The 13,681-nt window shown below is 36.9% G+C and carries 13 protein-coding genes; 9 read left to right on the top strand and 4 right to left on the bottom strand.

The window, feature by feature from the left end; translation table 11 throughout:
• The first annotated feature begins 4 nt into the window (after positions 1-4).
• The 5 genes from DJ533_RS01600 (at position 5) to DJ533_RS01580 (ending at position 4,468) form a co-directional block, all read left to right on the top strand.
• Entirely contained in the window at positions 5-436 is a 432-nt protein-coding gene (locus tag DJ533_RS01600; protein WP_005005806.1) for a hypothetical protein, read from the top strand.
• Between the two features lie 272 nt (positions 437-708).
• Positions 709-1,281, top strand: a complete 573-nt coding sequence (locus DJ533_RS01595; protein ID WP_005028673.1) for a hypothetical protein — start codon at positions 709-711, stop codon at positions 1,279-1,281.
• Positions 1,235-2,023: a hypothetical protein gene (locus tag DJ533_RS01590; RefSeq protein WP_047471802.1), complete on the top strand. Its 789-nt coding sequence runs from the start codon at positions 1,235-1,237 to the stop codon at positions 2,021-2,023. Before DJ533_RS01595 ends, DJ533_RS01590 begins: the two co-directional genes overlap by 47 nt.
• 8 nt (positions 2,024-2,031) lie before the next feature.
• Positions 2,032-2,514: a hypothetical protein gene (locus tag DJ533_RS01585; protein ID WP_005028671.1), complete on the top strand. Its 483-nt coding sequence runs from the start codon at positions 2,032-2,034 to the stop codon at positions 2,512-2,514.
• Between the two features lie 97 nt (positions 2,515-2,611).
• A complete protein-coding gene (locus tag DJ533_RS01580) occupies positions 2,612-4,468 on the top strand; it encodes a phosphohexomutase domain-containing protein (RefSeq protein ID WP_047471805.1) in 1,857 nt (618 codons plus the stop codon).
• Positions 4,469-4,594: 126 nt separating this feature from the next.
• Here the strand turns inward: DJ533_RS01580 and DJ533_RS01575 are convergent.
• The 3 genes from DJ533_RS01575 to DJ533_RS01565 form a co-directional block, all read right to left on the bottom strand.
• Positions 4,595-5,724, bottom strand: a protein-coding gene (locus tag DJ533_RS01575) for an IS3 family transposase (RefSeq protein WP_089024817.1) whose coding sequence is annotated in 2 segments (ribosomal slippage) — positions 4,595-5,472 and positions 5,472-5,724 — 1,131 coding nt in all. Because the reading frame shifts where the segments join, the coding sequence is not laid out codon by codon here.
• Positions 5,725-5,798: 74 nt separating this feature from the next.
• Positions 5,799-6,209 carry a hypothetical protein gene (locus DJ533_RS01570; RefSeq protein ID WP_065995115.1) on the bottom strand — a complete coding sequence of 137 codons (411 nt, stop codon included), beginning with the start codon at positions 6,207-6,209 and terminating at the stop codon, positions 5,799-5,801.
• Positions 6,210-6,258: 49 nt separating this feature from the next.
• The gene (locus tag DJ533_RS01565; protein WP_005028668.1) at positions 6,259-6,672 is read right to left on the bottom strand and encodes a hypothetical protein; all 414 of its coding nucleotides are present in this window, start codon (positions 6,670-6,672) and stop codon (positions 6,259-6,261) included.
• Between the two features lie 266 nt (positions 6,673-6,938).
• Between DJ533_RS01565 and DJ533_RS01560 the strand changes: the two genes are divergently transcribed.
• The gene (locus DJ533_RS01560) at positions 6,939-9,944 is read left to right on the top strand and encodes a DotA/TraY family protein (RefSeq protein WP_047471810.1); all 3,006 of its coding nucleotides are present in this window, start codon (positions 6,939-6,941) and stop codon (positions 9,942-9,944) included.
• Between the two features lie 61 nt (positions 9,945-10,005).
• Here DJ533_RS01560 and DJ533_RS01555 read toward each other — a convergent pair whose 3' ends face one another.
• Positions 10,006-10,500 (bottom strand): hypothetical protein, encoded by a 495-nt coding sequence (locus tag DJ533_RS01555; protein ID WP_042893415.1) that lies wholly within the window; start codon positions 10,498-10,500, stop codon positions 10,006-10,008.
• Between the two features lie 243 nt (positions 10,501-10,743).
• Between DJ533_RS01555 and DJ533_RS01550 the strand changes: the two genes are divergently transcribed.
• The 3 genes from DJ533_RS01550 to DJ533_RS01540 are packed head-to-tail and all read left to right on the top strand — an operon-like array spanning position 10,744 to position 13,629.
• The gene (locus tag DJ533_RS01550; protein WP_005028664.1) at positions 10,744-12,756 is read left to right on the top strand and encodes a peptidoglycan DD-metalloendopeptidase family protein; all 2,013 of its coding nucleotides are present in this window, start codon (positions 10,744-10,746) and stop codon (positions 12,754-12,756) included.
• Between the two features lie 22 nt (positions 12,757-12,778).
• Positions 12,779-13,189, top strand: coding sequence for a hypothetical protein (locus tag DJ533_RS01545; protein ID WP_005005820.1), 411 nt, complete (start codon positions 12,779-12,781; stop codon positions 13,187-13,189).
• Between the two features lie 14 nt (positions 13,190-13,203).
• Positions 13,204-13,629, top strand: coding sequence for a hypothetical protein (locus DJ533_RS01540; protein WP_005028662.1), 426 nt, complete (start codon positions 13,204-13,206; stop codon positions 13,627-13,629).
• Positions 13,630-13,681 lie beyond the last annotated feature (52 nt).

The raw sequence follows: 13,681 nt of genomic DNA, 5'->3' as shown, positions 1-13,681 counted from the left end.
CTAAATGCAATACGAAAATATTCATGAAGCAAAAACGCCACTTAAAAGCATGATTACTCGTAGTCATGCCTATATTCGCCTGTTGGTAGAAAAAAGTATGGCTGATGGTATTAAGTTTAAATATCACAACGGTAGACGTTTAACTCAAATTGATGATCCTGAGCGTGTTGTTTCTCAAATCTTCCCTTATTTTTTCCGTTTAGTTTTCTTGGAAATATCAACTTATTACGGTCAAACATTTGATGGTCTTAAGTTTCATTCTAAGAAACGTGCAACAGGAACATTGCAATTAGAGGTCAGTATTCTTGAAGACAAAATACCGAACCAATTAGAGTTTTTCACCTTTATTAGTTACGTTTTTAACTATGGGTTTTTAAAAAATCAATTCCATGAAGACTTAACCCTTTTAACCAAAGCAACAAAGTTTGCCAGTTAAAAGTTAGATCCATTTTAAATCTTAGATTTAGGTATATACTAAAAATAATTTTTAAATATTTAAACTTTCAATGTGGCTTTATAATCAAATAAAGCCATATTGATTTAGAAACAAGTTAGATATTTCTGAATTAAAAGTGTGGCGAAAGTATTAGTTTTATAAGTCAAACAGTCTGCAGTCTTTTAAGTAACTGTTGTAACGAAATAGTCATAACTGAGTCGCTGTACATTTGATGTGTATGCCCTTTTATTAATCCCATTGGAGATGATCGAATGCAAAAACCATTGCATGAAAATCTTGAAAACTTTCTGCCTTACTTGAAAAGTGAACTCGCTGCCAAAGGTATTTTAAGTGCGTCACTCAAAACCATCTTTTTGAACTACATTGATCAGATCACAAAAGAGAATAGATTCGTCAGCCATACCAATACGACTGATCGACAAATTGTATATATAGAACGTGGCGATGATGCATTGATGTTGCGCTTTAAATATTTTGTTGAAAATAATGAGTACTTAGAAGTTGAGTTAATCATCACGGATACTCATGTAAAGTTGGTTTATGCTGAATCACCAGAATTACACTTGCTTTATGATGATGAAACACCAATTTGCTTAGATGCTGGCCAGTTAATCAAGTGTACCAATGACTATGGAACATCACTTGCTACTTTAATTAGCGCCCTATTCCAATGTTTACTCAGTGATGATCCACAAAAAAATATCCAAGACGTACTTAATCAAACTAATCTTTTTGACAAAGTTTCAGATGAAAATGCCGAATTAAACAAGGGTTCACATGATTTCGATAACCGACAAAATCAAGCAAATATCTGGGTTTTCTGATTCAGATTCAGAAGTTGTTAAGGATAGTGTTTTATCCTTATCTACTGCTTTGTGGATCATGAATATACTCATGTCTACAAATTTTGTTATTGGTTTAACCAAGAGAGATCAGAAGCTTTTTGATAATGCCAAAGAAACACTGATTACTGAAATGAAGCGGTTAAATTACAATCTTAGCGATTATAAAGTACTCCCTGTTTCAAAAAAGAATGAACCGCTTTTGCTTCAAATTAAACTTGAACAAAAATCAGATCGGATCATAGATATAGTCAATGCCAATTTAAAGGATTTATCCAAAGACGAGTCCATGGTTATTGAAGTTCTTTATGCAAATTTAATGAATAGTAATAGTGGTGTTTGCATCACTATAAGCGATATTCATGATAAAACAGCGCTTCAAGTCAGTGAGATTCTTACTGACATTTCAAAAGAATTAAAGGTATCTACTTTATCCGATGTTCTTGATATTTATGCACGACCAATTGAACATAATAATGCCAAGGTGAGCTTTACCCTGGTGAACCCATGGGCATTATCAACCGATAGAAAAAAGACTCTTTGCATTGCTGCACCCATATTCAATGAATACAACAGTCCATTTAAATTAATTGCACTTCTTCAAAATATCATTTATCTAATTAATCAGAAGTGTACTAAAGAGACGGACCTTCTATTCGATTCCATTAACCTACCAAAATTTCAAAATAGACTTTTTGGCCAAAGCTTTTTTTATATTAATTAGGACTAACTATGAAAAACCAAACACGCCCATTTACTGTAGTGTTGTTGGCTCCTATTGCAGAACAACCTATTCATGCTTTAGTTGCGCCATCAGGTGATTCAATTCTGTTATCACAAGATACGAAAGTCTCTACTCTCGCAAATTGTCCAGATATGATCGAATCTGAGTTCGGTACATATGATGAATTTCTTATCGAACATCGCGATCAATTTATGCTGTTTAACCAAGTCGCATCTGATTTAGATCCTGATCTAATTTTTCCTAAAGTGCATTCAGACCTACTTGAAGATAGCTTATGTATTATTCGTTCTATTTTCGCTTTTGAACGTTTCAAATTAGAAGAAGAACAAAAGAATGCTACTCGTAAAGAGCCTAAAGAAATTAATCAAGAATATTTAATGAAACGTGCGATAGACCAGGCAATGACTTTAGAGCAAGATGTTTCTGACCTTTCATCAAATGTAGAGCGCTTACAAAGCCCCATGTCTTAAACTCCATTAAATATATTTAAAATTAACTTTAAACCCTCTCTTAAAACTTATATGCTTATTGGTAATAGTTTAAGGGTGTGGTTTAAAGTATTTTTAGATGGATACAAATTTAGTTTTTTTCGATGACTTTAACGCTACTTCTAACACCTCTTCTGGTGAAAATCACCGTTCTTTAAATAACGTACTATTCTTCTTTCTCAACTATCATAAAGGTACGTTTTTAGCTGATACGATATTTTTTGATACCCACTATCAAACAATTGACAACCGTAATATTGTCGGGGTTTTGCCTGTTCTTTTTAGTATCTGCCAGATTGACCGTTCAGAAGGTCACACCGGGCAAATAGTCGATATTCAACAGGATCTAAATAACGTAGATGAAGATGATTATGAACCTGTAATTGATATAGATGATACGCAAACATTTAACTTGTTCTACCACTTCCTTAAACCATCCAATGATGCACCTGTAAAACCACACCTTAATAAACTAAAAGTATTACCAGACAACTTAATCGATTCGATTAAACACCATGAGCTTTTAAATTACATTCTTGCTCTCATTGAGAATAAGATCTGGACCGATTCTGATGTATTTAAGTATGAGTACAAAAATAGGTTTTTGTTTTGCGTTTTTATCTATTTGTCCAAGACCGTAGATCTAAGTTTTAATAGCTCTCACGATTCTTTCACGAGCTGGCTTGAACTGCGTAACCTATCTTGGTTTGGTGCTAATGAAGTTGATACCAGTAACTTTGCAACATTAGAGCTTTATATACATGCCCTATCCTACACGCTTAAACTGGCAAACCATATTGTAAAAGCAATCATCAATAATAATGTGACGCCGTTTAAAGTTGCACCGCAAGAAGAATTGTTTTACTTTTTTGCTGAACGTACAGACGCACGTTCTCCTAATGAAGAGACTACACCGCCGTATACGCCAGCGGAAGATGATGAAACTTTTTCCACTGAACTTTCTAGTGCTCCAGTACCAGCACCGTCAAATAAGGAAACACCAAAAGTAACCGATGCTTATTTATTGGTTGGTGCGGATCTTGAGGATTCTGAGTCCACAACATCAGAAAAGAATGTGATTACTCAAGACTTCAACTACCAAGCACGTTTAAATGAATTATATGAGCTGTCAAAATTCATCAAAGATGAAATTATAGATGCTCCAATCATTTCTATTAATCAAGCGTGGAATATAGTGCAAGATAAATGGAAGTTTTATCTCGATACTTTTTCAAGTAGCTACTTCAATATGAATGATTTTGAGAAGACGGCTATTCTTAAACAATTGAAATCACTCAAAGCCAGTATTTTTATGAACTGGTTTGATATTAAGTCGGGTGCTGGCCAGCAAGTATTTATTGATCTAGTGTCATACGACACGTTTAAGATTGAGTTTCTTTCTTCTGAAGCTAAGATGATCCAAACTTACATGAAGAACCGTATTAAAAATCAGATGTATTTTGAAACTACGGCGCCACAACCAAAGTTTTTGAGAAATCTAAATAACTTATTTAATGAACGTGTCGATACGCAAAAAATTAAAGACATAGAAAACACTGAACTTTTGTTGAAGGTGAATGGCATTCTTGACGGTGTTACCAAAGATCTCATTGACAATATCAATCTGCATTTATCAAATGACATTTATCTTGTGAACTACTTTTCTAATGTAGATAAGGAACTGGAACCGCCCAAATATCACTTATTAGATATTTTGCTTCGTACTTCAGTGCTTAACCTTATCTATGTTTGTCCTACAGCATCACTCAATGCAACCAAGGATCTTCTAAATGCAATCACTGATCCTGAAATTGAGGTTTCAGCTTTTGACACATTCGACCGCAAACAATATCAAAATCAAATTGTAAAAGAACTCGCATGTTCATTCCGTCAGCGCATAGATCCATCTGAACTTTTGAAGCTAGATATTACGTAGATATAAAAAATGCCCATCATTCGGGCATTTTCTTTTTAATGGTTAGGCTTACCAAGTGATGTGGTTCCGTTAATTAGACCACTCAATCTAGTTTTATAAGTGATAAATCCGCTCTAAATATTTAAATTATGCTGCCATTACTTTTGGTAAATGTCGATCATAAAATTCATTTGGTGTTGCCTTATTCAAGCTTGAATGAGGACGTATCGTGTTATAAAAATCCAAATATTCAGCAATTGATTGTTTTGCTTGTTTAACCGTATCGTAAGCCTTCAAATAGACTTCCTCATGCTTCACACTGCGCCATAAACGCTCAATCATTACATTATCCATCCATCGTCCTTTCCCATCCATACTGATACGGATATTTCGCAATTTTAACTCATTCAAAAATGCCTCGCTTGTGAATTGACTGCCTTGGTCTGTATTAAACACCTCTGGACAACCATATTTCACAATTGCTTCTTGCAACGCATCTATGCAAAAGTCTGTTTCCATACTGATCGATACACGATGAGCCAGTACTTTACGACTATGCCAATCTATAATTGCACACAGATAGACAAAGCCTTTAGCCATAGGAATGTACGTGATATCTGTACACCAGACTTGATTAGAGTGATCGATGACCATGTTTTTCAACAGATATGGGAAAATACGGTGTGCAAGATTAGGCTTACTGGTATTGGGTTTTGGATACAAGGCATGTATTCCCATCAAGCGCATTAAACGTCGGACTTTACGCCGACCTATTTTATGTCCTTGACGCTGTAGCATATCTCGTATCATTCGACTGCCCATAAATGGGTAGTCGAGATGAATTTCATCGATTAGACGCATCAAACTCAAATCAGTTGATGAAATCTCTTTGGGCTTGTAATACAACGTACTGCGATTGATTTGAATCAATTGCGATTGTTGTCGTACCGAAAGTTGATGGGTCTTATCGATCATTTTTTGCCGCTCAGCTGCCCTATTTTTCTGAGCGCACCTTCTAAAAAATCAATTTGCAATGCCTGATGTCCTATCTTGGCATGTAGAGCTTTGAGGTCAATCTCAGGTTCTTGTTGTGCTGTTGGTCGTGAAAAAATATTGATTGATTGCTCAAGCAGTTGATTTTTCCAATCGATGATTTGGTTTTGATGTAAATCGAATTGAGTAGAAAGTTCAGCGAGTGTGTGGTCGCCTTTAATTGCTGCGAGAGCAACTTTAACTTTAAACTCTGCTGAATGATTACGACGTTTTCTTCGTGTCATGGTTGACTCCAAAAACAAGCATTTCCCATGCTTATTGGGGAGTAGATTATCACTTATAGGCGTGGTCTAAAATCCTAGAACCACATCAAAGGTCTAGGCTCTGGTGGGCGTGATGTGTATTCATTATCCATATTGTTTTCAGATTCATTGTCTTGGTCCAATTCTGGATCTGTTTGTTTGTAGCGGTTTTGGTAATCTTGCTGCTCAATTAAATCTTCTAGAGCCATTTCTTTAAAGTGACCAACAAGTAATGAACGTGTTTCTTCTTGGTATTCTGGTTCTTGCGCTAATTGACGTCCAATTTCATTCGGTAGTTTATTGTCGTAGATATATTTTAGGTTGGTTCGTTGTGTTTGTAGTGTAGGTTGTGGGTTAAACTCGTCAGTAAGGGAAACTACTTTAGCTTCACTAAAACTAGTGCCACAATTAAAAACGGCTCTGGTCGCGTCTTGAAGTATATCTTCTTCGTTCTGTATGTTTTCCATTTGGCTTAAACCCTTTATTAAAGTCAGAATCTTAAAATTAAGAGATGTATTAAGATACCCAATTATACTTCAATAAATTTTCAATTTGTACCTTTAACGCTTCTTGCTCTAATCTGTCTAAACCTATTGTTGCGATGTTCTCTAAAAACTTGTCTTTATACTCGTTGTAACTTTCTATATCGTCTTTTTTAATGGTTTTGTCTAGATTTAACGTAAGCATGAGGTTTAATACTTTTAATATTTTTAGGTTCTTCCGTTTTTTGAGAACTTCAATAGGATCTAATTCAAAAGTATTTATTTTATCTAGTTTTTCTTTATAAGTTATTGCCATTAAAGGATTTATGCTTTGGTTGAGTATGTAGGATAACTCTAAAACAGTTATATCTTTCCCCATATCTTTAGATACAGATTTCTTAATTTCCGACAGTAAAATTAAGTGAGATGTAAACTTTGCTTTATCCATAATAGTCTCTTGTATTTAAACTAAATCATTAAAACAATTAGCAAGTCATGTTTAAACTTTCTGTATATACCAATAACAGTTTTGTGGTACATTATTGCTAATTTAAAAACCATTGTTATTTGTAATAAAATGGTTTTAATGATTCTTTGGTTAAAAGGTATTAAGCCTTTTAGTTAAACGTCTAACTTGTAATTTATAACACTTTGCTTTTAGTCGTCTTAAGTAAGCGATGTATAAGAAGCATTAAGAAAAACGGTGAGTTAGCTATGAGTTTATTTTGTCAATCGACAAATCCGAATTGTGATGGCGACCAAGCCGTTACTCTTCTCTCATCTATCTTTGGACACGACTTCATCAATGCGTTTATCAATGCGTCTGGACCAGCCTCGACAGTACCATCATCAGGTTTACTCACTAATATATTATTAGGCGGTGTAGCTAGTGTGGCAATGTCGTTGGTTTTGGTTTTTGCGATCGGTATTGGTTTAACAGCACTTTTGAAAAGCGCCCAGGACGGTGAAGCTTTCGGGAAAGATTCAAAAGTCACTACGATGTTTTCCCGAATATTATATTCGATTATTTTACTTTTACCTACGGCGTCCGGCTACTGTTTCATTCAAGTAGTGGTGCTAGGTATGGTGCTATGGTCAAATAATGTATCCAATACAATTAATAATAGAACGTTAGGCGAATCCTTAATGGCTTCGGCTAGTTTGTCAGATACGCACGATCATCAGCGTGACATCTTTGGATTTAGGAAAAATGCGCCTGTTATGCTTCGCCAGTTGCATTGTATTAACGTTCTAAACCAAGAGTTTTATACTCTACCGCCAGCATTCGGGCGCTATTTTAGTGATGGTGCTTATGGGGCGAATGCTAATCCTGGTGTTAGCATGACTGCAGTAGAGAAAAAGCAAAACTACATTGATAAAACCGCTAAAACTGCAAGTAACTGGACATCTGTTACTTATAACTTCGCTTACGCTGACAGCCGTTTAGAAGTTGGGGGCAAAAAAGAGCCGATCTGTGGCGGTGCTTCAATGAACGTTGTTAATCCAGCTGCGGTTAATGCTGAGTTAATGGCCATTCCTGTTTATAAACTTCGTCAATCAGATCAAAACAAGATCAACGTTGCTTTGGCAAATGTTCAAGCTAAGTTACAACAAGAAAAGAACAATCTATATCGTCAATTCTTTATCGATTTAGAAAAGTGGTATATCGCATATCAAGTAAGCCCTAATGCCACTGAACAGGAAGGAACATTCCCGATTAGTAAAGCTGCTATGGATGCTTTCAATGCGCTAGTTGATAATTATGTGAATAAGAGTCATACCGTAACGAATAATGTTCTGACTTCTGAAAATGGCTATACTGCGGTTCAAACTGTTGTTAATACGCTAAATCAGCGCGGTTGGATGATGACGCCTGAAGCTCGTATTAAAGTAGGTCAATATCGCGCTATTGTTGAGAACTATATTACTGAACCTTTGTGGACGTTCAGCCCTCCTACACTGAATTCAGCAATCATGAGCAACTCAAAAGGTGAAGCAATTTATAACACCGTTTATGTTGCAATGGATAATGCTGTTGGTAGCATTACATCCAACAATAATTGGGTGGCAAACGGCGATATTGCCGACTCTACCAACTTAATATCAATGTCTACCGATGGTGGTGACTCAAACAAAGTATCCAACATCGATCAAAAGTTTTCGGCATATGGTTCTGCTTGGGCAACAAACATTACTAAATCATTGGTAATGGGTGTATTGGTCGGTGAAAAAGGCGATGCGGAATTATTAAATAATAATTCGTCAAGCTCAAATATCAGCCCTACTACATTGCACCGCAATACGAATGTTATCCGTAATATTCAAGATACTGGTGAAGCAATCTTAGTCTATAAAGCTGTGGCTCAAGGTACTGTTGTCGGCATGAAATTAGTCGTGCTTACTGCTCGTTCTGGTTCTGCTCTTGTTCAATGGGTACCAGGGCTTAAGGGCGTAACTGAAGAAGGCACCAACGCTTTAGAATATGCCGTTGAAAATATCTTTGCTCCTATCCTTGGTCAGCTAGTAACGTATTTGACGATTCTTGGTGTGTGGATGGCGGTTGTTATTCCATATATGCCAATGATCTTCTTTGGTCTAGCTTGTGTAGGTTGGATCATCCATATCCTATACGCTGTGTGTGGTTTGCCTTTATGGGCGCTAATGCACATGATCCCTGAGCGTACTTTTGTCGGTAGCCAAACACAAGGTTATGTCACGGTATTAACGTTGTTCATGCGACCAATATTTATCATTGTTGGTTTCTGGATGGCTGAAATTATTATCGGGCCAGCTCTTGTTACGCTTACTGATATGTTCTTTAGCTACCAAGGTGCAATGAGCATCGCTTATTCATCTAATACGTTTACAGTTATCTTTACTGAGCTGATTACGTTTATCTGGAAGTTCTTCTTATATCTATTCTTGATGACTTCAGCGATCTACCTGATTTACGGGTTGGTATTTAGTGTTGCTGACCAAGTACAACAATGGATTGGTTCTGGATTGAATGGCGGTCAGTGGGGTGAAACAAACTCAAAAGAAGCTATTCAAAAGTTTGGTGGCGCTGCAAGTACGTTGTCTGGTCCATCTCCAGCATCTCGCCGTCCTTTACCGCCTGGTAGACGTCCTGATGGTGGTAAGGGTGGTCCAAATAATCCGAAAGGTGGTGGTGGTGGCAATGGTGGTACAGGTGGTAATACATTAGGCGGTACTGGTAGTACGACTGCATATAGCCCTGTAAACATGCCAGCTAGATCCGCTTCTTTTGGCGCTGCAACTGGTGGTACAGGTGGTATTACTCCAAGTGGTGTCACTGGTGGTACGGGTGGTAGAACTGGTCTTGGTGCTAAACCAACATCACCTACCCCAAGCCAAGGTCAATCTACATTCGGTATGGGTGCTACAAGTGTAAGTGGTACAAATAATACGCCTACTACTGGGGGTGGTCTATATGGTGCAAATGCTTACGGAAAAACAGCTTCTACGTTTAATCGTGGTGTAGCTAAAGCATCAGCATCTAAGACTGGTTCTACTTTCGGTAGTGTGAATGTTGCAAGTGGTACTGGCTATACGTATGGTACTGGTTCGACTCCTAATGCACGTTTTGGTGCTAGTTCTAGTGCAACCAAGAAATCTAATATTTCTGGCCGTAGCACTATGACTAATCGTGTGCGTTCAGGTTTAAGTTCAACTCTGTCTAAGTTTAAAGGTAAACCTTAAAATCTAGACAATAAAAAATGGTGCTTTATAAGCACCATTTTTTTTATCAAAATATTCATAATTAAAAGTTGATTTTCTGAATGTTGTTTTTGTTTGTAGAGTTAAAAATAAATCTACGAACGCCGATATTAACAAGTTGCTGTTGATCTTTCTCTAGCTGACCAACTGCATGACTGTAAGCACGGTTCAAATTGTTATATGAACGGTTTTGCACAAGTAAGTCAAAGTTGTTGATACGCTCTTCTTCTAACTCAATTTGCTTGTTATTAAGCTCGATGTCTTTTGCTTTCATTTGGGCGCAAACATTGTTGTACTTGTTCGCCAGCTCATTGTGCTTGCTTGTAACGTCATCAATGTGTGCGTTCGCTTCAGCAACCAATTCGTTGTACTGATTTGTAATACCTTTGATTCTGTTTTCTAGCATTTCAATGTGAGCTAACAAGGCATTTTCATTCTTCATGTGTACTTTGTTTTGGATTAAAAAGTCTAATCCCATTGAAGCACGGTCAATCGCTTGGTCGAAAGTAGCGCTTAAAACGTGTGCGTGATTTAACATATTTAGATACCTCACTACTTTTATTAAATTAAAATATTAAAACCATGTAACCTTATTCTTAAACCTATCAATAAGATTAACGCTATATGTATATACTATCTTAAAACAAAACCTAAAAACTTTTTTTAAAGTATAAAATAAGTATTTAATCGTATATACTTAATCCGTCCACTTAGCTATTAGGGATATTTAATAAGAAGTTAATTTATTTTAAGAACTTCCTTTAAGCCTGGCGATTCACTTATGAAATTTAAACCCTCATTTCAATTAAAGCCCTTGAGCTGTGGCATTAAAGTCGCAATTTTAGTGACTTGTTCGGCTTTTATTTATACCGCTAACGCCGATCCTATTTCTGAAAACGTAACCGCTACAAATGCTAATACGGCAAAAGTTCCTAACAACGCTCAAAAAATGATTTTCCATAAATATTCGATCATGCCGAATGATGGGCGCCGTAGTGCTGGTCGTTTTGGTGAATTTCGTTTGCGAGGGGGCGCTGCTGGTAGTCATAACGGTATTGATATTAGTCGTGCGAATCCTAATGACCTTACACTTAAAGCAATTGGTTCAGGTTCTATTGTCTCTTATGACACACGTTCATCTGGTGCAAGCAACCAATCAACCACTAACCCACTAATTATGCAGATGGATACTGGCGATCGAATCATGTATCGCCATACTGATCCATCGTATCAAAAAAAATATAACGCTTACCCTGGTCAACGTATTCAAGCTGGTCAAAACATCGCACACATGTCAAATAAAGGCTGTGGTTCATGTGCCGTGCATTTGCACATTGAATATGGTGTAAAGGCAAAACGTGGGCTAGATGTTTGGCTGAATAAAAACTTAGATCAAGTTTTTAAAAATCCATCCATTGCACTTCAGCAACGCGTTAAAGGATCTGCGCCATATGTGGGTAGTTCTGAATATAAGTTAACAGATCCTACGCCATATTTACCTCAAGACGTTGTGATTAGTGTCTCGCCACAAGGACAAGCATTAGAAAACAAATACACACCGTACTTGGGTAACACCATTAGGACTCAATGGAATGCCTTATATTCATCATCAACAGGAATCACCCTCCCCGTTTCTTCATCGGTAGATGGCATTGCAGTAAAACAAGGCAAAAAGCTTCCAGCACTTGCATTTAGTGGCGATGTTTCGATGGATGCTTATGGATCTGCACAAGTGCAAGTCGCTCAAATGATTGCTGACGGTACTATCTCACCTGAAGCAGCTGCAAGCGGTACCATTTATGCAAATGATGTTGCTCAATATGCACCGCCTAGAACTATTTTTGGTGGTACGGCTGATGATGTGGGTTTTGATATTGGTGCACTTAATTCTACGCCAGCAGAATTAATTGAAAACATTGGTACTGGACGTTATGGCAACTCTAAATGGTTTAATGAATTAGCAACTATGTCGATGATGGGGCTTTTGATTGAAAAGCTAAACATTATCAATGCACAAAACTATTTGACTAAAGAGATCCATAAACAAAATGAACGCTTAGAGGCTCTTTTGGCAGCTTATACAGCGTCAGAAACTCAACGCTATTCTGGCCGTGTAGATGAACTTTATACGAAAGCTGAACAACCAACTGTTATTCCTGAAGTAGCAGTAGTTGAAATGAAACAGCTTTTTGAGGAAGGTGGAAACGGGCAAGTTTATTCAGATGCACAAATCTTAAAAGGTGGACAAGGTACTCCAGATCGTAAATGTGGTTGGGGTATACCAGGTGCTTTTGGTGCGGTTAAAGATGGTATTAAACGTGTTTCTTTAAAACATGGTTATAACCCTAATGACGTTGCAGCTATTCTTGGTTTTGAATCTGCCGGTTTTAATCTTAAAATTGACAACAACGCTGGTGCATATGGTTTAAGTCAATGGACTAAAATTGGTATAACAGATATTAATGCTTCAGATTTAACAGCGAGAGGAATACCAGCTTCAATTAAATCAAACCCTAAGCAAATCACTACACTGAGTGCTCAACAACAAGTCGAATTATTAGATTTATATCTTGCAGTAAAAGCACGACAACGTAAAAGCGACTATAATAATAAAACAATAGCTGGGTTTTATGCTCTAGTTTTAGGTGGACCATATAAAAGCCCTAGTCGTGAATATAATGCGAACAGAAACCTCGATAGAAACCCTCGAGATGGTGTTGTGACTTTAGCTGAAGCCGTTACATTTGAAGGTATTGTTATGCGTTTATGCCCTTACTATTCTGAATACCCTTAATAGAGCAATTAAAGGAAATATTATGAAAAACAGATTTTTGTCTTTATTGGGTTTTAGCCTTTTAGCATGTGCATCTTTTAATGCTAGTGCTAATACTAGCTCAGACTCTATTCGTGCTGAACTTGAAAAACTGCGCTTAGTAAACGTTAAATGTGCTGCGGTTTCTAACGATCCATTTGATGCAAAACACCTAAATTGCTATACAAATGTTTATAACCGCGCAAGCCAGCTTGGTAGCCTTGCTTCTAAATATATTAATAATGAAGAAGCTCCGCGTGTTCTAGCTGATCACAATCGAAACTTTACTCAGTTACTTGCTAACTGCGATCAGTTATACGCTGGCCAGACTGCAAAGTACAAAACACTAAGCATGCAATGTAAAGCGACCAATAAATTAGGTTGGGCAATGTTTATTCCGGCATTAATGAAGTAATAAAGGATCAGGTTATGAAAAAGTTTTTAAGTTTAGCTTTGTTATGTGCTGCTACCATTATTACGTCATCTGCCAACGCTGGTTATAAGACCAAAGCTGAAGCTATTCAAGCTTATAACAAGGTACAAGCTGAGTATCAAAAATGCGTGTTTAATTATAATGAAGCGCGTGATTCTGAGTACGGTTCACCAGAACTTAAGTGCAATACACCATACAACCAATCATTAACACGTTTCATCAAAGACGTTCGTGCGGAAAGTCAAAAGAATGCTGCAGCTTGGCAAGCAATCAATACACAACATATTAAATTTAGCCAAAACTGTGATAGTCAAACTATGGTGAGCTCATACAATCCATCGTTTTTTATTCGTCAATCTTTTATGTGTGAATCCTCTGCTTTTACATCTTTAGCACAAGTGGCAATCGACCTTTCTTATTAATTTCAAAACATAAAAAGGGCATCTATAAGATGCCCTTTTTTGTCGTTTGGTT

Source organism: Acinetobacter defluvii (assembly GCF_001704615.3).
Taxonomy (GTDB): domain Bacteria; phylum Pseudomonadota; class Gammaproteobacteria; order Pseudomonadales; family Moraxellaceae; genus Acinetobacter; species Acinetobacter defluvii.
The sequence above is the reverse complement of the archived record's forward strand: the minus strand, read 5'-3'. Positions and strand labels throughout refer to the sequence as shown.